General features: G+C 34.2%; 25 protein-coding genes and 1 riboswitch. Of the genes, 14 read left to right on the top strand and 11 right to left on the bottom strand.

The window, feature by feature from the left end:
• Positions 1-91 precede the first annotated feature (91 nt).
• The 3 genes from AC3EMB_RS04160 to AC3EMB_RS04150 form a co-directional block, all read right to left on the bottom strand.
• Positions 92-997 carry a DUF4435 domain-containing protein gene (locus AC3EMB_RS04160; protein WP_488517487.1) on the bottom strand — a complete coding sequence of 302 codons (906 nt, stop codon included), beginning with the start codon at positions 995-997 and terminating at the stop codon, positions 92-94.
• On the bottom strand, positions 997-2,364 hold the full coding sequence (locus tag AC3EMB_RS04155) for an AAA family ATPase (protein WP_488517486.1): 1,368 nt from the start codon (positions 2,362-2,364) through the stop codon (positions 997-999). Before AC3EMB_RS04155 ends, AC3EMB_RS04160 begins: the two co-directional genes overlap by 1 nt.
• Positions 2,365-2,561: 197 nt before the next feature.
• Positions 2,562-2,687, bottom strand: a complete 126-nt coding sequence (locus tag AC3EMB_RS04150; protein ID WP_488517485.1) for a hypothetical protein — start codon at positions 2,685-2,687, stop codon at positions 2,562-2,564.
• A 447-nt stretch (positions 2,688-3,134) separates the two neighbouring features.
• Between AC3EMB_RS04150 and AC3EMB_RS04145 the strand changes: the two genes are divergently transcribed.
• A complete protein-coding gene (locus AC3EMB_RS04145) occupies positions 3,135-4,733 on the top strand; it encodes a restriction endonuclease (protein ID WP_488517484.1) in 1,599 nt (532 codons plus the stop codon).
• A 56-nt stretch (positions 4,734-4,789) separates the two neighbouring features.
• On the opposite strand, the gene AC3EMB_RS04140 is transcribed toward AC3EMB_RS04145, so the two are convergent.
• From AC3EMB_RS04140 to AC3EMB_RS04130, 3 genes are all read right to left on the bottom strand, one after another.
• Positions 4,790-5,290 (bottom strand): hypothetical protein, encoded by a 501-nt coding sequence (locus AC3EMB_RS04140; protein ID WP_488517483.1) that lies wholly within the window; start codon positions 5,288-5,290, stop codon positions 4,790-4,792.
• 162 nt (positions 5,291-5,452) lie between these two features.
• Positions 5,453-6,865, bottom strand: coding sequence for a stage V sporulation protein SpoVR (spoVR, locus tag AC3EMB_RS04135; protein ID WP_001202719.1), 1,413 nt, complete (start codon positions 6,863-6,865; stop codon positions 5,453-5,455).
• A gap of 114 nt (positions 6,866-6,979) precedes the next feature.
• Positions 6,980-7,540: a nitroreductase family protein gene (locus AC3EMB_RS04130; protein WP_000214819.1), complete on the bottom strand. Its 561-nt coding sequence runs from the start codon at positions 7,538-7,540 to the stop codon at positions 6,980-6,982.
• A 238-nt stretch (positions 7,541-7,778) separates the two neighbouring features.
• Between AC3EMB_RS04130 and AC3EMB_RS04125 the strand changes: the two genes are divergently transcribed.
• The 9 genes from AC3EMB_RS04125 to AC3EMB_RS04085 all read left to right on the top strand — a co-directional run bounded on the left by AC3EMB_RS04125 (position 7,779) and on the right by AC3EMB_RS04085 (position 14,491).
• Positions 7,779-8,375, top strand: a complete 597-nt coding sequence (locus AC3EMB_RS04125; RefSeq protein ID WP_488517482.1) for a hypothetical protein — start codon at positions 7,779-7,781, stop codon at positions 8,373-8,375.
• Between the two features lie 125 nt (positions 8,376-8,500).
• Entirely contained in the window at positions 8,501-10,018 is a 1,518-nt protein-coding gene (locus AC3EMB_RS04120; RefSeq protein ID WP_488517481.1) for a spore germination protein, read from the top strand.
• Positions 10,015-11,097, top strand: coding sequence for a Ger(x)C family spore germination protein (locus AC3EMB_RS04115; RefSeq protein ID WP_488517480.1), 1,083 nt, complete (start codon positions 10,015-10,017; stop codon positions 11,095-11,097). The genes AC3EMB_RS04120 and AC3EMB_RS04115 overlap by 4 nt, the downstream gene beginning before the upstream one ends.
• A gap of 16 nt (positions 11,098-11,113) precedes the next feature.
• Positions 11,114-12,223 carry a GerAB/ArcD/ProY family transporter gene (locus tag AC3EMB_RS04110; protein ID WP_001095035.1) on the top strand — a complete coding sequence of 370 codons (1,110 nt, stop codon included), beginning with the start codon at positions 11,114-11,116 and terminating at the stop codon, positions 12,221-12,223.
• A gap of 45 nt (positions 12,224-12,268) precedes the next feature.
• On the top strand, positions 12,269-12,781 hold the full coding sequence (locus AC3EMB_RS04105) for a PCYCGC domain-containing protein (RefSeq protein ID WP_488517479.1): 513 nt from the start codon (positions 12,269-12,271) through the stop codon (positions 12,779-12,781).
• Positions 12,782-12,901: 120 nt separating this feature from the next.
• Positions 12,902-13,150: a YhdB family protein gene (locus AC3EMB_RS04100; protein WP_001195459.1), complete on the top strand. Its 249-nt coding sequence runs from the start codon at positions 12,902-12,904 to the stop codon at positions 13,148-13,150.
• A 165-nt stretch (positions 13,151-13,315) separates the two neighbouring features.
• On the top strand, positions 13,316-13,735 hold the full coding sequence (locus AC3EMB_RS04095; RefSeq protein ID WP_000532261.1) for a disulfide formation protein C: 420 nt from the start codon (positions 13,316-13,318) through the stop codon (positions 13,733-13,735).
• 12 nt (positions 13,736-13,747) lie between these two features.
• Entirely contained in the window at positions 13,748-14,203 is a 456-nt protein-coding gene (locus tag AC3EMB_RS04090) for a thioredoxin family protein (RefSeq protein WP_016082775.1), read from the top strand.
• Positions 14,204-14,275: 72 nt separating this feature from the next.
• Positions 14,276-14,491 carry a DUF1540 domain-containing protein gene (locus AC3EMB_RS04085; protein WP_001115481.1) on the top strand — a complete coding sequence of 72 codons (216 nt, stop codon included), beginning with the start codon at positions 14,276-14,278 and terminating at the stop codon, positions 14,489-14,491.
• A 33-nt stretch (positions 14,492-14,524) separates the two neighbouring features.
• Here AC3EMB_RS04085 and AC3EMB_RS04080 read toward each other — a convergent pair whose 3' ends face one another.
• From AC3EMB_RS04080 to AC3EMB_RS04070, 3 genes are all read right to left on the bottom strand, one after another.
• Positions 14,525-14,776, bottom strand: a complete 252-nt coding sequence (locus tag AC3EMB_RS04080) for a hypothetical protein (protein WP_488517478.1) — start codon at positions 14,774-14,776, stop codon at positions 14,525-14,527.
• A 103-nt stretch (positions 14,777-14,879) separates the two neighbouring features.
• Positions 14,880-15,641, bottom strand: a complete 762-nt coding sequence (locus AC3EMB_RS04075) for a L,D-transpeptidase (RefSeq protein ID WP_144465729.1) — start codon at positions 15,639-15,641, stop codon at positions 14,880-14,882.
• A 66-nt stretch (positions 15,642-15,707) separates the two neighbouring features.
• Positions 15,708-16,574, bottom strand: coding sequence for an SDR family oxidoreductase (locus AC3EMB_RS04070; protein ID WP_053565202.1), 867 nt, complete (start codon positions 16,572-16,574; stop codon positions 15,708-15,710).
• Positions 16,575-16,775: 201 nt separating this feature from the next.
• On the opposite strand from AC3EMB_RS04070, the gene AC3EMB_RS04065 reads away from it, so the two are divergent.
• From AC3EMB_RS04065 to AC3EMB_RS04050, 4 genes are all read left to right on the top strand, one after another.
• Positions 16,776-18,077, top strand: coding sequence for an NCS2 family permease (locus tag AC3EMB_RS04065; RefSeq protein ID WP_000482715.1), 1,302 nt, complete (start codon positions 16,776-16,778; stop codon positions 18,075-18,077).
• Positions 18,078-18,165: 88 nt separating this feature from the next.
• Positions 18,166-18,271: riboswitch (SAM riboswitch) on the top strand.
• 88 nt (positions 18,272-18,359) lie between these two features.
• Positions 18,360-19,472 (top strand): sugar ABC transporter substrate-binding protein, encoded by a 1,113-nt coding sequence (locus AC3EMB_RS04060; protein ID WP_016082779.1) that lies wholly within the window; start codon positions 18,360-18,362, stop codon positions 19,470-19,472.
• Positions 19,469-20,956: a sugar ABC transporter ATP-binding protein gene (locus AC3EMB_RS04055; RefSeq protein ID WP_144465730.1), complete on the top strand. Its 1,488-nt coding sequence runs from the start codon at positions 19,469-19,471 to the stop codon at positions 20,954-20,956. The genes AC3EMB_RS04060 and AC3EMB_RS04055 overlap by 4 nt, the downstream gene beginning before the upstream one ends.
• Positions 20,940-21,935, top strand: a complete 996-nt coding sequence (locus AC3EMB_RS04050) for an ABC transporter permease (RefSeq protein ID WP_001054980.1) — start codon at positions 20,940-20,942, stop codon at positions 21,933-21,935. Before AC3EMB_RS04055 ends, AC3EMB_RS04050 begins: the two co-directional genes overlap by 17 nt.
• A gap of 103 nt (positions 21,936-22,038) precedes the next feature.
• Here AC3EMB_RS04050 and AC3EMB_RS04045 read toward each other — a convergent pair whose 3' ends face one another.
• Both AC3EMB_RS04045 and AC3EMB_RS04040 read right to left on the bottom strand, forming a co-directional pair.
• Positions 22,039-22,242: a hypothetical protein gene (locus AC3EMB_RS04045; protein WP_095691386.1), complete on the bottom strand. Its 204-nt coding sequence runs from the start codon at positions 22,240-22,242 to the stop codon at positions 22,039-22,041.
• 126 nt (positions 22,243-22,368) lie between these two features.
• Complete coding sequence (locus AC3EMB_RS04040) at positions 22,369-23,223, bottom strand: patatin-like phospholipase family protein (protein WP_000892676.1); 855 nt, start codon at positions 23,221-23,223, stop codon at positions 22,369-22,371.
• Positions 23,224-23,296: the final 73 nt, after the last annotated feature.

Here is a 23,296-nt window from a genome sequence, read left to right as displayed (position 1 = left end):
TTCAATCACCTCATCAGATGTTACATTCATTTCACGAAGTAAATTTTGATGTCAATACGATGCATTTCCTTCTTATTACGATGGTACTTTTTCAACTAGTTGTTGCAATCCTACTTACCTGACTAGATAAATAATTCTCCAGTGCTTCCTTTAAAAAAACCAAACTCTCGATTGAACTTTCTCTCGCCCCTAAAGAATATATATCATCTAAATAATACTGCTTTTTCTTCCCGCAAAAACTAACTATATATTTAGCAAATATCGCTATAAATTGTTTTCCAGGTATTATCTCCCACAAATTATCATTATACAATTCAGCTTGTTTCAATTCAAATTGCTCAACCAGACCTAAAAACTCATCTAAAAGACCTTCTTGAATTGCCCCTTGAATTGCACTTTCTTTATATGCTTCAACTTTTGATTCTTCAAATTCCCAGGACTTATCTTTAATAAGTTGTTCGATAGAAAGTTTAGTATTCTGTACATTTAAATCCAACTTTTGAATCGCTAAAAAAAATGCATTTAGTGTCTGATACTCATTTTGAATATATTCTATTAAACTATGAAAATTTAACATTTCTCTACTTTTTTCTTCTCCACAGCTTAAACGCGAATTTAAGAAGAATATTCCACATAATTCATCAACTAAATAATTCTCAATAGAGTATCGTCTAAGATATAAAAAATTTTCATCCTGAATTATTTCTTTCTCTAACAACAAATCAAAATCTAAGTCTACAATAAAGAAACGAGGTATATCAGGGTTCTCCTTATGCATTTGGTAAAATTCCTTTACCTTATCCTTTCCACCAGACAAATATATATTTTCAAACCTAATCTTTTGATCCAATAATCTGTTCAACAAAACTTCGTACACATTTGCCCTAGCTGTATCTTCTACATAAATAATTACATCATTATAAACCGAAGAGAAAATTGATTTATTAAACGTTACCTCACTTGACCTTTCCAACTGTTCAATCGAATCATACATCATTAGGCGTGGTCGCCTCCCACAATCTTAACCTTGTCACGGTAAGAACCTACAATATCGGGAGAGTGGGTAGCAAAAATTATTTGTAATTTAGGAGCTACTTCTACAATATCTTTACTAAACCTTTCCTGCCATCGTATATGAAGAGATAGTTCTGGTTCATCCACAATAAATATCCCTTCTTTTCTATCTACTTTCAGCATTAAATATGCAAAAAATATTACAATCTGTTTTTCTCCTGAAGATAAATTTTCCAATGAAAGTCCTTTTTCTCCATGAGAAGTTTTAAACTTCAAAATTCCTTCTTTATCATCGAAAAACAATGTTTTTCCACTATCATTAAGATACTTGTTCACCATTTCAAAAAAAGTATCCATTGGTTGTTTTATTCGTGATTTATTTATATTTGTTTTCATAACAATTTCTTTCCAAGCAAACGTTCTTATTAATTGTGATGAATTAGCAATATAACTAAGTACATCTTTCATATTCTCTTGTGAAAGATCATTGTCCTTACTTTGCTCTATCCACTTTGTATATATTTCATGTACACCCTTTAATTTGGAGAAAAACTCATCTATTTCATTTTTTAACTTGTCAGAGAACATATCTAATTCTTCAAATGCCCTTTCAATCTCTTCTTTAGAATCAAACAAGCTAGAAATTTTTTTATTAGATTCGGATGAAATCAGTGGAGACGGTACAAATAAAAATGATGACTCAAACATCTGTTTTTGCATCTTTTTATTTAACGCTTCAAACCTTGTCATGATTTGCCTTTGTTTTTCTTTAACCAAAGAATTGACATACTTTAAAGAAGTATCAATATTCTTTGTAGCACTATTTCGTGAGGAACCATATATGGTGTCGCTTATATATGAACCTTTTTCACTAGTAAATTCATCAACCTTAAAAATGTCATCAATGTTTGAATCCCTAGATAAAGGTAAATAAACATTATTGAACTCTTTTTTGATAGCATCAAAAATATAATCATTATAAAAATTTATTTCTTCATCATAGAAAATTGATGATTCACGACCATACGCTCTTCTTTTAATGTCTGTCCTAAGATAATCAACATCTATATCCATTTGCTGATTATCCCATTCTAAGGAAAATTTATCAAAATCAATCTTCTCTAAGGATAATGTTTTCTCTTTTTTCTTTTTTAAATATACAAGTTTAACGCTTTCTAACTTATATTTTGCTAAAAAATCAAAATTACCTGAGATTATTGAGGATACAATGTTTAAAATTGTGGTTTTTCCACAACCATTTCTGCCAACTAAAAAAGTTATATCGTTATTAAATTCCACTCTTATATCTTTATATCCAAACAATTTATTTATCTGTAAGCATTGTATCATATATACTCTCCTTGCTAGATTTATATTATAAAAATATTATATTATGGAAATTCTTCTATTTTCAACAAATATATCTATAAGTCCTATATCAAAACAAAAAATACAGAATTACCCTCTGTATTTTAAACATACTTCCTATACACCAGCTTCCCATCATAAGAAAACACAACACTGTTTTTCTCCATATTAACCATTCTTCAATGTATCCAAACATTTTGATTTCCAGATAGTACAAGGTTAATACTTGTTTTCGAATGCTGAACTACAACTGCATTTACATTTAGTTTTATAAATTCAATTGCTTCACTTAAAATCAAATCCATTTCTTGTAAAACCCTTTGATATCCCAGAATTGCCCAACCTTTTTTCAAAATTATCATTTATACCTAAAAGTACAGCGTTTTCTCTTGCAACATCTTTAAACTATCTCCCTTCTACTCCTCAAACTCCAGCTATATTCTTGAATGAATAGAAATATTCTTTAAATAATGGTGCCCCCCTTTTTTTCCTACATATAATTTACAATTCTTATCTTTCTATTATCCCCTCGCCATGATTCATCATAATCTGCTTTTCTTCTTTCTTCTACACCCATACATCCTTTGAACAAGTTAATTTATTTTAAATTAATGAGAGCTTAATATATTATTAAATTACAAGTACCACATCTAGCATCTTTTTAACTTCCCACTCTCCATATCTTTACTCTCCCCTATTGTATAGGTAAAATATAGAAGAAGATATTCTGAACTTGTAAAGGGTGTGTATGCATGGCAAGTCGATACCATTACCAAAAAACTATTAGTAATGACTATTTAGGAAAAAACAAGCTAGTTAAAGCTGCATCTCCATGGGAATTGAATCTAAAAATACAAGAACAAGAACAAAAATGGTCTCAAGCTGAAGTGAAGCAACGTGAACGAGACAAGATTCAAGATATAAAAATGCAAGCAGAATTTGATACAATCGCTGCCCAAGATATAATCCGTGAATACGAAAACCTATTAAATGCTACCCTCGAAATTGATGATACCTTAAATTGGGAAGCCCAAAAGAAATATGACAGTTTTCCACCATTTGTATATGAACCTTTTACTACACAATCACCCATCTTAGATACTTTTAAACACACATATAAAGTTCCAGCCGAAGGAATATTAGAAAAATTCATCTCTCCCCTCAAACGTAAAAGAATTCAACTAGAAAATCAGGCAAATAACGCTTATGAACAAGCATTAGAAGAATATAATCAAACTTATGATACATACGAAAAACAGAAAGAAGATGCTCTCAAAAAACACCTTCAGCAAAAAGAAACATTTGAATTTGAACAACAACAATACAATGACAATATTACGAACTGGAAAAAGCAATTTGAATTAGGGGAACCTGAAGCAGTTGAGAAGTATGTAAATGTGGTATTAGAAAACTCTCTTTACCCTGATGGGATTGAGAAAGAGTATGATGTACAGTTTCGAAAAGATTTAAATACACTAGTTATATCATATAAACTACCTAACCCAACCTTACTTCCAAATATCACTGAGTATAAATATATTGCCACAAGAAAAGAAGTAAAATCAGTCGAAATGAAAAAGAAAGATTTCGAGGAATTTTATGAGTCTATAATATTTCAAATAACATTAAGAACAATTCACGAGATTTTTGAAGCTGTATATAACAACGATGTAAATATCGTTGTCTTTAATGGATGGATTAGTTATATAGACGAAGCAACTGGCAATGATTCTACTTCATGTATTATTTCCGTCCAAGCGTCTCGTGAAGAATTTGAACCTATAAAATTAGACAGAATAGACTATAAAAAATGTATTCAAAGTCTAAAAGGATTATTTGCAGGTAAGCTTACAACCTTATCTCCTGTTAAACCTATCATGACTCTACAAACAAATGATAAACGATTTGTGGAATCCAAAGAGGTTTTAGCTAACCTTACTTCTGCGGACAACTTAGCTACTATGCATTGGGAAGACTTTGAACATCTAGTAAGAGAATTGTTTGAAAGAATGTTTAATGAGGATGGTGCCGAAGTCAAAGTAACACAGGCTAGTCGTGATGGCGGAGTAGATGCTATTGCTTTTGATCCTGATCCAATTAAAGGTGGAAAGTTTATCATTCAAGCAAAACGATATAATATGACGGTTCCTGTATCCGCAGTACGTGATTTATATGGAACTATGCTTCACGAAGGAGCGACAAAGGGAATTTTAGTAACAACAAGTTCTTTCGGAAAAGACTCTGTCACATTTATAAAAGATAAGCCGATTACACTGATCGATGGTCAAAATCTCTTATACTTGTTTAATAAGTTTGGGTATTCGAATCTCAATATAACATTGAACAGATAAAAAAAGGGGGAAATTCCCCCTTTTTTTTATTTAAGGACTCTTACACTATCTATTTTTTAGTTACCATAAATCCATTTTTCAAATAGCCTTACAACTCCCCAGCTCATTAAAGGAACTCCTATAATATATTTATACGCTTCCCATGTACCCATTACCTGTAAGAGGCTATCACCACCTAATAAACAAATAACTACAAATAATGTAAAGGCTATGAAAAATACTACCCCAATCGCTGAAATAGTTGATGATACTACTCTAATTGGGCCGATATTTTTTGAAATAAATGTATAAAGAATAAATATCCCGTAAAATAACATAAATATTATTTCTGTACGGAATAGAGCAGAAAGTACGAATAAGATAACTGTCCACGTTCTAATTATAGTTTCAGAATCGTGGTTAGCATGAACACGACGTCTTCTACCTCTTTTATTCGTGTTCTTTATAAAACTTCTAAATTTAGGGATTTTAGTTTTTTTACCAGATCGTTGTCTCCTCCCTCCATCACCAACAAAACCACCATTATATCCATCTGTATACCAATCTTCTTCGCTCATTTTTTCCTCCACCTAAATTAACTCATTCTGATTATACACCTTATATAAAATACACTTTCCACATATTAAATTTCTACAGGATAATATTATCATGTTTTTTTGTGTTTCGATAACACTCTTCCTTTACGTAATAAAAAAGCCGCTGACTCCAGCGGCTTCCCCTCACACATACTTCCGGTGCACCATCTTCCCATCATAAGAAAACACAACGCCCTTACTCTCCACGATGGACTCCATATGCACCGTTCTTCCCCATAGCTGATGAAGATATGGCAATACTTTTTCTAAGTATTTTAAATCGAGCTCGATTCCTTCGTAACTATGTTTAATGTATAATTCTCCGTTCTTTAAGTAGTCTCCATCTTCTACTACTAAATACGGGAACCCACCATTTGTCCGCATATTTACGAGTTGATCACGCACATTTTCCCATTCTTTATCTATTACTTTATATTCTTTTCCTTGGCGCTGGAATAAGTACATATCTTCTCGCATAACAAGATCTTTATTTAAGTAGTTTCTTAGGAACGATACGTCCCATTCAATTTCGCGTACTTCAAACATTTTGTCACGGCCAGATCCTGGTTTTACGCCTCGTCGTTTCATTTCTTCTGTTGGATTGTTGTAACGTTCTTCAATATCTTCAAACATTTTAATACCGAGGTAGTATGGATTAATGCTTGTTTTTGATGGCTGTACAACACCTGCATTTAATTTCGCAAATTCAATTGCTTCATCAGAGGTTAAGTCCATTTCGCGAAGTATGCGTTGATGCCAGTAGGATGCCCAGCCTTCGTTCATGATTTTCGTTTCAAGCTGCGGCCAGAAATATAACATTTCTTCACGCATCATCGTTAATATATCACGCTGCCAATCTTCTAGTTCACGGCTATATTCTTCAATAAAGAGGAGCAAGTCTTTCTCTGGTTGCGGTGGGATCTTCTTCTTTTTGCGTATATTGGATCGTTCTCTCTTTTTGTTTCGATCATCTAAATTCCATAGATCATCGTATTGTGATACCTTTTTCTTTTCTACTTCTTCTAAATCATCAATACTCCACGCAAGTTTGGGACGCATGAGCGACGGGTCAATGTGCTCTTGAATGGCAAGTACGGCATCTAAAAATGTTTCTACTTCTTCTTTTCCGTACTTATGCTCATATGCTTTCACCCGTTCAGCTGTCGCTGACATACTTTCTACCATATCTCGCTTCGTATTTGAAAAACGAATATTATTTTTAAAGAAATCACAGTGCGCTAAAACGTGCGCTACAATTAATTTGTTTTGAATTAAAGAGTTCGTATCTAATAAAAAGGCGTAACATGGATCAGAGTTAATAACGAGTTCGTATATTTTACTAAGTCCTAAATCGTATTGTAATTTCATTCTGAAAAATTGTTTTCCAAAACTCCAATGTGAAAACCTTGTCGGCATCCCATATGCACCAAATGTATAAATAATTTCCGCTGGACATATTTCATAACGCATCGGATAAAAATCAAGCCCAAATCCAGTCGCAATTTCCGTAATTTCCGCAATCGCATATTGCAGTGCTTTATCGTCACTTGCTCTCATTATTTTCCCTCCTTACACTTTCCCTTAAGAAAGTGTATGATGAAAAACAAGCTTTCATGAGGATTGATTGCATAATAAAAAGACACCCCCGCAAAAACGAGAATGTCTCATCTATTAACCTTCAATAATCTCCATCTTCTCCGTAATCGGAGTACGAGCTTTTCCTTCTGGCGCTTTATCGAAATAGCCGATATGAAGAATTCCAACGATACGTTGTCCTCTTGTTAAACCGATTCCTTCTATAAATAATGGATTGTAGTTTAATCCGCCTGATTTCCAAACGCAACCTAATCCGCGTTCCCAAGCAAGAAGTTGGAAGTTTTGCATAAATGCACATGTTGCAGCGTAATCTTCATCACGTTGAATTTGACGCGGATCTTCATTTATATATACAACGATTTGTGCAGGCGTGCTTAAGAAACGATCTGATAAAATTTTACCGCGTTTCGCTCTTTCTTCTTCTGTGAAAGAGTTTAATACTGCATCTACTAATTTCTTGCGGCCTTCTCCGATGTATAGTTTACAATTCCATGGTTCACGGTGCTTATGATTTGGTGCCCATGTTGCATCGTTTAATAGTTCAATTAATAAATCTTTTTCTACTGCTTTGTCTGTAAATGTACGAACAGAGCGCCTTTCTTTAATCACATTAGCGATGGAAGTATATGTAGTCATATTTATCTCTCCCTTATTTTTATCTATATGTATAAGTTTATCGTCAGTATTGATATTGATTTTCAATTTCGATTATACCTTAGTTTTTTACTATTAATCAATGTTTTATGTTGGAAAACTTCTAAAAACATCATTCCATGCTGTGAATAAAAAAACTTAACTTGTTCACAAGTATTTCACATTTTATGGAAATGATATGTGTACAGTTTTCCACACTATCCATCTAGGAGGAGTTTACATGTACAAAAAAATCGCGGTAAGTATGACTATGGCAGCATTATTATGTGGGATATCCACCTTCCCTACGTCCGCTGCCACACCAAAAGAAGTAACAATGCATCACCATAAACCAATTTCAGAAGAAGAAATGCAGTCGCTAGAAAAACTCGGCTATAACAAACATGAAATTTGGAAAGCTGCTCATATTGCAAGAATTAGTAATAAAGAAATAAAAGATGTTTTAGCTTACTATAAGCAAAATAAATCTTGGGAGAAAACAGCCGAGCATTTCGGTGTAGATCCAAGTAAGCTGAAAAAACATCATATGAATAAAGAAACAAAACAAGCACTACTACAACAGTTGGCAACTATGCAAAAATCCACACCGGATCAGCTAAAGCAAAAAATGAAAGAATATAACATCAAATTGCGTCATCTTACTGTGTTAACAATCATCTCTCAAAAAAGCAATACCCCTCTTGATGATGTATTAAAAATGAAAAAAGATGGAATGGACATTAAACTAATTGCCGAAAAATTAAATGTAAAAAGAGAAGATATACGAGCGGAAATGTTGAAATTAGTGAAGTCTATTAAAGAAAAGAAAACAAATTAACACGCTAAAAAGGAAGAGGTATTCACTACTCTTCCTTTTCTTTATAAACTTTCAACTTTGAAGTATAAATTTCCGTCTTTCCCAAAAACTAACACAAGTAAATGACGTATGTTAGGGGTGAGAAAATGTTCGGTTTATCATCTAAGAAATCAAAAAAGACTAATACAAAAACACTTTGTTCTATTCCAGAATTTATACAAACCATGAAAGAATCAAGCGATTTTGTCTCTTATAACATACTTAAAGATGAAACGTTGTGCTTGTTTTATTATAAATCTGTCGTGGAAGCACTTATTATTAAACAATTCATTTTAACTCCTATAAAAAAGGAATCGGAACAAATTCAAAACATCTCTGATTTATGTAATATCATCTCTATTGAAGACATTATTACCTCCCCTTCTATTGATGATATTCGTGAAAAATTATTAGGTGGATATATTTTAATACGATTAAAAAACAATGCGAATCCTGATCAATATGCTTTAATTCGTGCCGAAAGTACTGTTTTAGGAAAACGATTATATAACGATACAGAAAATGAGTATAGTGTAATCGGGCCTAAAATCGGTTTCGTTGAAAATCTTGATACAAATATCCACTTATTGCGCCGAAATATCGTAACAGAGCAACTCATTTTTAAAGAAGTTACCGTCGGATCTATATCAAAAACGAAAGTAGCAGTTGCTTATATAGAAGGAATTACAAATGAACAATTCATCAACACCGCAATACAACGGCTAGAAGACATTGACTTTGATGTCCCATTTGATTCAACTATGATTGAGCAATTTATTAGTGATAATAGCAATTCACCTTTTCCTGTTCTATTACCTACAGAACGATTAGATCGAGCTGTATTTGCATTAATTAACGGGGAAGTTTTAATTTTAACAGATGGCTCTCCATATGCTTTATCAGGACCAACAACGTTACTGGATTTTTTCATTTCACCAGAAGATTATTATTTACCGTGGATGATTGGATCGTTCTTTCGTATTATTCGTTTTTTCGGAGCTATATTTTCTCTTTTTTCCTCCGCTATTTATACAGCGGCTTTAACATATCATTATCAAATGATTCCTGCCGATTTACTAGGTCCTATTATTTTCTCGAGAGCTAACGTACCTTTCCCTCCTATTCTAGAAGCACTCTTTTTAGAAATTACAATCGAATTACTTCGTGAAGCGGGAGCGCGTTTACCGACAAAAGTCGGACAAACGATTGGGATTGTTGGGGGGATTGTAATTGGCCAAGCATCTGTTGAAGCGGCTTTGACAAGTACAATTTTATTAATTGCAGTTGCTTTATCCGCTCTTGCATCTTTCACAACACCAACCGTAAAGATGTCTTCTACTATCCGGTTGTTACGCTTTCCTCTTATTCTTTTAGCCGGTGCATTCGGAGGATTAGGCCTTATTGTCGGATTTGTATTTATTTTAGCTCATTTAATTAAATTAAAATCACTTGGATCACCTTATTTATTACCTTTATATCCATTTCGTGGTTTAGGTACAGCAGAAGGTTTTCTTCGATTACCATTTAGTCAAACGGCACAAAGACCTTCTTTTCTTAGACCAAAATCAAAATGGCGCTATAATCCAAACAAATCGAAGCAAAAACGTGATGGTGAGAATGAATGAAAAAAGTTTTATTGCACCTTATCATTATCTTCTTCGTTTTACAAACTGGCTGTACACAAACGTATATAGTGGATGCACAGCGTATTATTCATATTGCTGGATTTGACATCACAAAAAACAAAAGATTCCAAGGAACTATCTTATTCCCTGAATACACACATGGTGTAAAATCTAAGCCAGAGACGCAATCAACATCTGCTCGTTCACTTGAAACAATCGCTTCACGATTAAATGCTAAATCTCCTCACAATGTCGTTGTAGGTCAAATGCGTGTTGTCCTATTTGGAAAAGCTCTAGGAGAACGCGGAATGGGAGAGATTATTACTAACTTACAACGTGACCCAAATATCGGACGCGATGTACAACTAGCAATTGTAGATGGATCGGCTGAAGAGCTTTTAAATTACGGAAAAAAAAATGGGTCTTTATATATTGCTGATTTACTCGAGCAAAATATAAGAAATGAGAACATTCCACAAACCGAATTAAACATTTTTTTATATAATTATTACTCTTCTGTATGTGATGCCTATGTTCCTTATATTAAAATGGACGATAATCATTCTGTCGCTGTCAAAGGACTTGCCTTTTTAAAAGGCGATAAAGTCGTCATGTATACGGATAAAAGACATTCTGTTTTAGCAAAATTACTTATTAACCCTACGAAAAATGGACGTTACGAAGCAGCGATAACAAAGGATAAACATAAAGGTATGGTTGTTATACAAAACTTAGCTGGGGAAAATAAGTATGATATAGATCAAACTGGCGACATACCAAAAGTAAAAATCCATTTAAAATTAAATGGATTAATTAAAAACTCTCCAAATTGGATTGATCTAAGAAAAAAAACAAATATCAACTATATAAAAAAACAAATTGAACGAAATGTTGAAAAAGACTGTGAAGATTTAATAAAACAATTTCAAGAAAAGAAAATTGATCCTTTAGGAATACGAGATGAAATTAGAAGCCATACGAGAAAATGGAATATAAAACAAATTCGAAATATGTATCAAAACGTAGCGGTGGATATAAATTTAGATCTTAATATTGTACAATCTGGAATCGGGGAATAGTGAGGTGAAATGAGCAATGAATACAATGAATAAAACAAAAACTGTCTCTCCATATTTTGCATTTATTTTATTGCATTCTCTCCAAATCGGAATAGGAATTCTCGGATATCAACGTGTAATTTTGAAAAATGCAGGTTATGATGCTTGGATTTCTCTTATTATTGCAGGTATTGCAACTCATATTGTACTGTTTTGTATGTTAAAAATGCTTGAAAAAGACGGAGATTTAATTAGCATTCATACAACAACCTTTGGAAAATGGATTGGCTCTATATTTTCTGTAATTTTCACTCTTTATTGCTTATTATTTTGCCTTACTGTTCTTCGTACATATATGGAAGTAATACAAGTTTGGATCTTTCCTACCATTAAGTTATGGAAACTTACGCTTATGTTTTTGTTAGTCACTTACTACATTATAAAAGGTGGCTTCCGTTCTGTGACAGGGATATGTTTTTGGGGTATTGTTCTTCCTATGTTCGTTGTATTCTTTTTAGTCTATCCGATGAAGTATGCACATTTTCGTAATATTTTACCTATTTTTACACATTCCCCTTTCGACATACTTGTGTCAGCAAAACAATCTGCATTAGAATTTCTCGGATTTGAAACAATTCTTATCTTCTATCCCTTTATTGAAAAAGGAAAATCTTTAAAAAGATGGGCTCACGCAGGGATTGTTTTTAGCACTCTAATTTATGTAGTTTTAGCTATTGTATCATTTATGTATTATAGTGAAGGACAATTGAATCACACTATTTGGCCTACTTTAACGATGTTAAAAATAATTAAAGTTCCTTTTATTCAGCGGTTCGAATATATTATTATTTTTGTTTGGTTTTTAATAATTTTGCCGAATCTTTGTTTAACTATTTGGTCATCATGTCAAACGATGAAGCGTTCCTTTCATATTTCATTTAAATTTACACTACCATTTTTTATTTTCATCGTTTTTACAGCTTCTTTATTTTTTAAAAATCGGGAAAGTATCAACGCATTAAATACTGTACTATCTCAAGCGGGATTGTATATTGTATACGCTTACATCCCACTTTTATTTCTATTCCATTCGCTAAGATGGCGCTTCAAAAATCAGTCGAAAAAATCTTCAACCGATACACCGTAATCTCTGATACAATTTGATTAATACATTTGTAAAGGGGACAAGCGAATGAAAAAGTATGTATTTTCTTTACTTGCAGTACTAAGCTTAATTCTTGCTGGATGCGGAAGTACTGGTACAAATGACCAAAAATCTTCTGAATCAAAAAAAGAAGAACATGACCACGCATCGCACACTCAGCAAGCTGACATTCAAGAGAAAACAAAAGGAGTCGACACACTTCCGACCTTCCTAGATAAGCTTGATCCACAAATGAAAGATATCTACACCGTCGCTGGACAAAATGCAGAGCTATTAGATTGGATTCCATGCTATTGTGGTTGCGGTGAAAGTGTAGGACATAAAAATAATAAAAACTGCTTTATTCGTGACATTAAAAAGAATGGTGAAGTTGTTTGGGACTCCCATGCAACGACTTGCGTCAATTGCCTAGAAATCGCAGTTGAATCTGCTTCCATGAAACAAAAAGGAAAATCAACGCTTGAAATTCGTAACTATATCGATAATAAATACAAAGAAGGCTATGGTAAACCAACACCTACGCCAATGCCAAAAGCTTAAAAAACGAGGAAACTCCTCGTTTTTTCTTTTCATTCACTTTTTTTCTTAACAAATTCTTTCAAGTGTATTTCTCCTTACTTATCACACACTATATATAACTCTCGGTAAGGAGGGTACACAGTGCAAACATATAACGACTATGATAAAGCTCTCTATTACACGTATTGCTGTAATTGGGATAAATTACTCGTTCTCATGGTTCAAACGAACGATCAATTATTTTCTAAGCGTATTGAGCATTTTTTACACGCTTATCAATACAGTAAAGAACTCCCAGAAGTTGATAAACAATTGCAGCTCCTATTTCAATATATTGACCACGCATCCCAAAAGTCGCATGTAGAAGAAGTAGAACAAATTCAAATGTAAACTATAGCGCTATTCTCTTCCGGAGAATGGCGCTTTTTTAAAATATTTATATCAATAAAAGTTTCTCCTTATAAAACTTTTATTGATAAACATATTTTTTCTTTCTTTTCCATACCACTTCATACTATAATTTAGTATGTAACTATTATAAGAGAGGTATAAAATATGGGACGAGAAAAAAAGCAAGAATATGCTTTACTTACCGCATGGGGAGCTTCTTTTATCGCTACACTAGGAAGTCTGTACTTTTCCGAAATCATGAAATTTGAGCCTTGTGTTCTTTGTTGGTATCAACGTATTTTTATGTATCCATTCGTTTTATGGCTCGGTATCGCTGTGGCAAAGAAAGACTATCGCATCGCAAATTATTCTTTACCAATCGCAACTATTGGTGCTTGTATTTCTTTATATCACTATGCAATTCAAAAAGTCGCAGCATTTTCAGCTGCTGGGGCAGCTTGTGGACGTGTACCATGTACGGGAGAATACATAAACTGGTTCGGCTTTGTGACAATCCCGTTTTTAGCACTTATCGGCTTTATTACAATCGCTGTTTGTAGCTTTATTGTCATCAAAAACAAATAAGGAGATGAAAGAATGAAAAAAATGCTTATATTTGGTGGTATTATTATCGCCTTGTTTGCGGCAATTTTCGCTGTAACACAAATGGAAGAAAAAAAAGCTTCAACTAGCCAAAAAATTGATAATGCTACTGGTAGTCAAACAGATGGTCCTGACTACTACACAAATAAAATCTCTCTTTCAGATCTTCAAAAGAATTTAAAAGAGAAAAAAGAAGAAACAGTATACTTTTATCAAACATCTTGCGTTCATTGCCAAAAATTATCTCCTGTCGTAGTGCCAATGGCTAAAGACTTGAACGTTGATATGAAAGTTATGGATATTGAAAAATTAGATGCTCCTTGGGATGAATATAAAATTCAAGGTACACCAACAATCATTCATTTTAAAGATGGCAAAGAAGTGAGCCGTATTAGTGGTGAACAGCCGAAAGACAAATTAAAAGAATGGCTTGAGCAAACGAAAAAGTAACGAGAAAAGGAAACTCCTTCTACACATGAAATGGGCGTAAAATCCCACACTAATGTATAAGGAGGGGGTTTTATGCCAGAAGTAAGATGTTCTGTTTCCAACTGTTCTTTTTGGGGACAAGGTAACTTTTGTCAAGCAAGTGCGATCATCGTTCAGCCTGATGCAGATGAAACTGGTCAAACTGAAAATGATTCATATACAGCTGCTGTTTTAACAAACGAGACGCTAGAAAGTTCTGTAGCAACGAGTGTAGAGACTTGTTGTCATACATTTAAGCCTAAATATTAAACATAAAAAGCATACGATTCATCGTATGCTTTTTTACATCCCTCTCCAAAAATCATGCATAATAAAAAAGTACAAAATAACGAGAACGGCCGTCCCGCATAGGGTAATGCGCCGATATATACTCTTCTCTCCTTCCCTCGCTTTCACAAACGCCCAAATAAATCCGAAGAATAATATTAAATCAACATATGGAACATAAAAAGAAAAGACGAGAAACGCATATAAATACACGATAAATAAACAGGTCGTTACTAAGAAAGCTTTAAACGCAAATTCACTTTTCATAATATAACCGCCCCCTATCTGTACTGTATTATATTCAGCAAAATACAATAGTTGCAGTTAAACTCCAAGTATAAATAAGCTACCGTCTATAATACGGTAGCCATTACGGAACATTGTATTTCCGTTTATATATATTACTTAAAATCGAAGAAGGAATTTGCTCGTAACGAATTTTCTCTCCTGTTTCATCTATAATATACGAATTGTTTCCTATATAATATATTCCATCTTTTCGTTTTGAGTACACCGGATATCTTTCATTTGGCAATACAGTTTTTACCTTCGTTAACTGTCCATTTGGTTCTTGCCAATATATATCCGCGCGGTCTACTAACGTAAGTATTCCAATTTGTTCTTTTTCTATTTTTCGACCATTCCAGCTCACAACGCGATAACCAAGCTTATTCGCTTCATATTCGGGGCTCGTATGAAAACGAGAAATGATTACTTTTGTTTGTAATTGTACCCGGTCATATAACCATTGTATATCCCTGTCATGCATGCGAATACAGCCATTTGATTCCCTACTTCCAATCGTCCATTCCCGGTTTGTCCCATGAATCGCATATTCATTCTTATCTAGCCCAAGCCATCTCGTACCAAGAGGGTTATTCGGTGCACCCCCAGCTATTTTTTTTCGATGGTATTCTTTATTTTTAAATTTCGTTATAATACAAAAATTACCTTCAGGCGTAGGTGTACGATCTCTTCCAGTCGTTACTGGAAATGTTTTTGTGTAATTTCCATTCTCAAAAAAAGACAACTGGTTTGTCGTAAGATTAACTAGTATTAAATGATCTGTATCAGCAAAAGCACTAACCGGTAGGAAGAAAAATAATAGTAAGACGAGACATACCCTTTTCACCTATATCCCCCCTAGCGCTCACCATAATAATTGTAATTAGCTTTACTTTGCTCTTATAAATGAAAACTATCCATTTACAATAACGCCCCCATTTACATGTATCATTTGTCCGGTAACATAAGAAGAATCACCAGACGCTAAATATACGTATGCCGGCGCTAACTCATATGGTTGACCAGGCCGTTGCATCGGGACATTGCTTCCAAACTGAGAGACTTTCTTCTCATCAAAGCTCGATGGAATAAGCGGTGTCCAAATCGGTCCCGGTGCAACACCATTTACACGAATCCCTTTTTGCACTAATGATTGAGAAAGTGATCTTGTAAACGCTACAATTGCTCCTTTCGTTGCGGAATAATCAATTAAAGTTTCATTTCCTTCGTATGCAACGATAGACGCGGTATTTATAATGACATCCCCTTGCTTTAAATGAGAAAGTGCGGCTTTCGCAACGTGAAAATAAGAAAAAATATTAATACGAAAAGTCTTTTCTAGCTGTTCTGCTGTAATATACTCTAGTCCTTGCTGCGGATATTGCTGCGCGACATTATTTACTAAAACCTGTAAACTACCTAGCTGCTGGACGGTCTCTTGAACAACATCTTTACAATGCTGTTCATCACTTAAATCACCCGGCAACAATACACACTTTACACCTTCTTTCTCAACATATTGCTTCGTCTCATTAGCATCTTCTTCCTCATCTAAATAAGCAATCGCAATATTTGCTCCCTCTTTCGCAAAAGCGATGGAAACAGCTCGTCCAATCCCACTATCTCCCCCTGTAATTAATACATTCTTTCCTTTTAACTTTTCGCTACCTTTATAATTTGAATCTTCAAACTGCGGAAGTGGATTCATTAATGATTCAATACCAGGCTGTTTATTTTGATGTTGCGCTGGCATTGTTACAAAGTTTTTTTGCTGTGGCATAGCTTCTTTCAACTCCTTTTCCTTATAATGTGCATAATAAAAACTGAAATTCACACATCAAGTTACGATTAATATTCGAATTTAAGACACAAAATATGAATTGTTGTAAACTTTTTATACAAAACTATTGCAAAATAGTTAAAAAACGAATATTATATATAACTGTTGTGAAAATTATTCGTAAACAGAAAGGATGTTTATATGTTTAACCTTTCAAAACATAAAACTTCTATTAAAACTGAAATTATGGCAGGTATTATTACCTTCTTAACAATGGCATATATCATTGTCGTAAACCCTGTTATCCTTGGGGATGCAGGTGTTCCATTTGAACAAGCATTTACAGCAACAATTATTGCTGCTGTTGTCGGAACATTATTTATGGCAATCTTTACAAACTTACCAATCGCAATCGCGCCAGGTATGGGATTAAATGCTTACTTCTCTTACTCTGTTGTAAAAGCGCATGAAGGCATGACTTTCGCAATTGCATTCTCTGCTGTATTCGTAGCAGGTATGATTTTAATTTTGTTATCATTCACATCTTTCCGTACAAAATTAATGGAAGCAATTCCTGAAAACTTAAAACATGCAATTACTGCTGGTATCGGTCTTTTCATCGCCTTTATCGGTTTACGTTTAACAGGTATCGTTACAAAAAATGATGCAAATTTAGTTGGACTTGGTGATCTTCACTCTGCTCCAGTTCTACTAGCATTGGCTGGGCTTGGAATTACTATTGTTCTTATGTCTTTAAATGTAAATGGCGCACTATTTATTGGTATGCTATTAACTGGTATTATCGCTTTCTTCACAGGGCAATTAACATTCTCAAACGGTGTTACATCAATGCCTGGATTACCAGAAGGAATTATCGTTTCAAATCCAATTACTGCTGTATCTGACGTAATTAACTACGGATTATATGGCGTTGTATTCTCATTCTTCCTTGTTACACTATTCGATACAACAGGTACATTACTTGGCGTTGCACAACAAGGTGGATTTATGAAAGACGGAAAGCTTCCAAAAGCTGGACGCGCTCTTCTATCTGACTCATTCTCAGCAACAATCGGTTCTATGTTCGGAACAACACCATCAACAGCTTACATTGAATCATCTGCTGGTGTTGCAGCTGGTGGTCGTACTGGTTTAACAACTGTTACAGTAGCTGTTCTATTCGCACTAGCAGCATTCTTCGGACCATTAGTAAGTGCTGTTTCTGGTGTATCAGCTATTACTGCACCATCATTAATTATCGTTGGTAGTCTTATGATGGGTTCAGTTCGCCACATCGATTGGGACGCATTTGATGAAGCATTCCCAGCATTTTTAGTAATCTTAAGCATGCCACTTACATCAAGTATCGCAACAGGTATCGCACTTGGATTTATTTCATACCCACTTATGAAAGTGGCAAAAGGTAAATTCCGTGCTGTTCACCCACTTGTATATGTATTTGGAATTTTGTTTGCTTATCAATTGATATTCTTACCACATTAAAATCCCTCTTTCTGAGGGATTTTTTTATAAATACTGTTTGACAACACCATTCGTTTGTGGAATAATTCAAAATAGTTAAATATTCGATGTCTTATCAAGAGCAGGTGGAGGGATGAGCCCTACGAAGCCCGGCAACCGACCCATTTATGGGCACGGTGCTAATTCTTACAACACATTGTGTTGAAAGATAAGAGTAATATGATAAGGCGTCTTTTCTATATGAAAAGGCGTTTTTTATTTTCACTCCCTCCTCTCTCTTTTTAGTTTAGGAGGGATTTTTTTATGAAAAAATTATGTTCCATCGTACTTATTTTTCTCTTATTTACATTAGCAGCATGTACAAATGAACAAGATGCTATCTCTTCACAAAAGCAACAAACTGTGAGAAAGGCGACTACAACGGTAGAAAATCAATTACAAACAGAAATTCCAAGCCAAATGAAGAAGCCATTAAAAATCGCATTAATTATGCAAATGTCCATCGGAACTTTTTCCTCTCAATATATTGAGGGTGTCAAAAAACAAGTTGAGCTATTTGGCGGCAGTGTACAAGTCTACAATTCTGATAACGATTTAGCAAAAATGGCTGCAAATTTAGATACTGCTATTAATTCAAAAGTGGATGGTATTTTAATTGATCATGGCCGTTCTGAAGCACTAAAACCTGGAGTAGAAAAAGCGTTACAAGCGAACATTCCCGTAGTTGCGTTCGATAACGATCTACGCTTGCCAGGTGTGACAATTATTGATCAAGATGACTATAGTCTTGCATGGAAATCATTAAAAACGTTAGCGGAAGATTTGAATGGACAAGGAAATATCGCAGTTGTATGGGTCGGCGGATTTGCTCCAATGGAACGTCGCAATGTTATCATTGATGCTTTTTATAAACGGTATCCAAATATAAAAGAAGTTGCAAGATTCGGTACTGCTAGTAATAACACACCGCTCGATACACAAACACAAGTAGAAGCTTTACTAAAGAAATATCCGAAAAAAGGCGATTTACAAGCTATTTTCGCTTCGTGGGATGAGTTTGCTAAAGGGGCTGTTAAAGCACTTGAACAAGCTGGTCGTACAGATATAAAAGTATATGGCATTGACTTAAGCAATGAAGATTTACAACTCATGCAAAAAGAAAACTCACCTTGGACTGCTACAGCTGCAACTGATCCAGCTGAAGTAGGTAAGGTTCAAGTACGATTTTTATACAAAAAAATTGCTGGTGAACAAACGCCAGATATTTATTCACTAGAACCTTATTTAGTAAAGAAAAATAGTTTACCAAAAGAAAATATAACAATGGATCAGTTATCAAAATATATAAACGGTTGGGGAGACTCAAAAGATGCATATTCCCCTTGGATGAAAAAATTAGAGAAGGAGAAAAAATGATGACGTTCTCTCTTCAAAACATTACACATTCTTATCATGTCGCTACACCTGTTCTAGAAGATGTTTCTATTCATATTCAAAAAGGAAAAGTACACGCTTTACTAGGCATGAACGGTGCGGGAAAAAGTACTTTACTAAAAATAGCAACTGGTGAAATTCAACCAGTTGTTGGCGATATAAAAATTGATACTCAGTCTGTTTCCTTTACTTCACCGCGCGATGCAAAAAAGCATGGCATTTCTTTCGTAACACAAGAAGTAGATCACGGACTTATTCTCGGATTATCTGTATTAGAAAATGTACTAATCGATCATTTAGCAATGCAAAATAAAGTACTATTTTCAAAGTCCAAATTAGTCGCACTTGCTAAACAACATTTGCAAACTGTACAGGTAAATTTAAATGTTTCGGAAGATGTTTCAAACTGTTCATTACATGAAAAACAATTACTTCTTATCGCAAGAGCTTTATCTAACAATACAAATTACCTTTTATTAGATGAACCTACTTCTTCTCTTGGACCAAAAGAAGTTGAAACCTTTGGGAAACTATTAAAAGATTTAACATCAAAAGGAATTGGCATCCTTTTAGTTTCTCATCGTTTATCAGAGATTCGAAATTTCGCGGATGATGTAACTGTATTACATAACGGTCAAGTTGCCCTTTCTGAAACCATTACAACGATTACAGATCAACAAATTGTGGAAGCAATGACTGGAAAACAACTTACACTTCCTATTAATACCGCACCAAAAACCGGGAGCGAGGAACTATTTAAAGTACAAGAGCTTCTATTACACGAAGGTCATTCTCCCCTTTCTCTTACAATACGAAAAGGAGAAACTGTTGTGATATACGGATTAATTGGAAGTGGAAAAACAACACTTGCTGAAACGTTATTTGGTGCTCTTCATACTTATCACGCAGAAATAGACGGTCAAAAACTAACGATTAAAACACCACGAGATGCGATTAAAGCGAAAATCGCACTTGTACCAGAAGAAAGAAGAAAACAAGGCGTATTTCTTTCGGAAGATATTATAAGTCACACAAATTTACATCAATCAGGTTGGAAACGAAAACAAACCGAATTAAATGATGCTACTACAGCAATTTCTTCTTTCGGTATTTCACCAAATGACCCAAAGGCACTTATTCATTCACTTAGCGGTGGAAACCAACAAAAAGTCTCAATTGCAAAGTGGAGTGGATTCAAACCTAATCTATTTCTTTTAGACGAGCCAACTAAAGGTGTAGACATCGCTGCGAAACAAGACATTTTTCAATTCATTCGCAACATTACAGAAAACGGAAGTTCCGTAATTTATTTCACAGGAGAACAAGATGAAGCGTTGCATATCGCTGATCGCATTCTTATACTGGCAAACGGAGAATTTGTAGGTGAATACTTACCAAGCGAACTATCTCCTGAACAGCTTTTACATTTATCTGAAGGGAGCTATTCCATTGAATCTCGTTCATAAAACGAAAACTAAGAAACTATATTTACCTACTCATCTTTTTTATCAATTTAGTACAATTGCTATTATTATAGGTGTTACAATTTTTTTCTCTATCGTCAATGATTCTTTTTTAACATATAACAATATTAGTGATATTTTACGTTCTATTTCCATCGTAACGTTACTTGCAATCGGCGTTACCTTTACATTGATTGTAGATGGATTTGATTTATCAGTCGGCTCTACCGCTAGTTTAGCAACAATTGCAGCTGCTTCTTGTCTCGTTTTATATCGACAAGAACTATTAGTTACACTCCTTGTTCCTATTCTTTGCGGATTATTAGTTGGATTATTAAATGCACTACTCGTTATCCGAATTAAACTACCCGATTTACTAGCTACATTAAGTATCATGTATATCGTTAATGGACTACACTTAACATTTTCAAAAGGATCCTCAATTTATGAAGGAATGTCCGGTGCAACAGGACATTTTATTCCATCCTTTTTATTTATCGGTCAAGGTTCCGTCTTAGGAATTCCAGTCCCTGTCATTATCATGCTTACTGTCGTTTTAATTGCACATCTATTTTTAGAAAAAACAACGTACGGTCGTTTCTTTTATATGACTGGTGGGAATCGAGAAGCTGCTAGATTAGCCGGTATTCCTACTGATCGTTACCGTGTATATGCTTATATGATTAGTGGTTTACTAGCTTCTATTGGCGGCATTATTCTATGCAGCCGCGTTGGAACAGGACAAGTTTCAGCTGGTGCTCCATTATTAATGGATGCAGTCGCAGCTGCCTATATCGGTTACGCAATGTTCGGTGCCAAGAAACCAAATATAGTCGGAACATTCCTCGGCTCGGTATTAATTGGAATTATATTAAATGGACTCACAATGATGAACGTTCCTTATTATGCACAAGATATTATTAAAGGCAGCATTTTAATTACAGCCTTAGCCTTTTCATTTATTAAAAAGAAGCGTAAATAAAAAGAGAGCATCGAATTCGATGCTCTCTTTTCCCTTTGCAACAATCACCCGAAAGCCTCCACGATTACTAAACTATGAAAAAGATAACAGCAGTTAAAAATTATTAATATTTCTCATTCACCTGTAATTCTTTACTATACTTTTGAATGAAAACTGATGAAATAACCATTACTATGCCCACACTAAAACCAATAAGTTGATCTAATAACATTTCATCATGAATAAACCAGCGAAGTAAAAATACACCCCCAAAAATAAGCATCATGATAAATCCAGTATGTCTAAGCCCTTTATATACATTTTCCATATGTATCACCTCTCCACATACTTTTATCCATATTATACCATAATCTAAAAACGTGTATAACCAACATTCGGTATTGAAACCAATAATAAAAAGACTGCAGAGAACTCCATCTCCACAGCCTAATTATTATTTTTGCAAAAACGCCTGCAAATCTGCAAATTGTCTCTTTGCATCTTCATAGCCTTGCTCGTATAAATTTTGTAGTTTTGCTGTATCTTTTTCCATACGATCTACTTGAAGCGGCACTTCTGGGCGAATAACAAATAAATTACCAGCTTGCTCTTCTTTTTCAATATAGTGAAGTGTTTCATTATACACTTCATAACGATTCAACATCGTGTTAACAAGATTCGGATATTTTTTATAAGCTTTTCCTGCAATCCATCCGAATTTTGATTTTTTCTTCGCGTAACCATGATTTCTCGTTAAAATAACGACTGATTTTTTAAATCCATCTTCCTGTGCTTTACGAACTGGAATTGGATCAGAAATCCCGCCATCTAATAACTGCTTACCACGATAATTTACTACTGGTGCAATGAAAGGCAATGAACTAGACGCTTGTAATAGATTTAGTGCATCATCATTCGTTCCTTCTTTCTCAAAATAAACAGATTGTCCTGTTTCACAATCCGTCGTTCCTACAAGGAAACGTTCTGGGCTATTAAAGTATGTTTCAAAATCAAACGGAACATGCTTTTCTGGAATTTCATGAAAAATGAAATCCATATCAAATAGCTGACGTTTTCTCCATAAGTTTTTATACGACAAATATTTCGGATGTGATGCATAATCAATATTGACCGTTTTATTTCTATTTCTTTGTCTGGAAAGATACGACGCTGCATGACAAGCACCAGCTGATACACCGATTACATATGGAAAATATAAATCTTGTTCCATAAAGTATTCTAATATCCCACCCGTATATACACCACGCATACCGCCGCCTTCTAATACTAACCCCGTATTTTCAAGCATGTTACTCTCTCCTCTATATATATTGACTCTTTAATTATTCACCATGTTAAGTATCTTTTTCTATTATATATGA

This window comes from Bacillus sp. LQ16, assembly GCF_057784645.1.
This window is presented reverse-complemented; position numbering and strand designations above follow the sequence as displayed.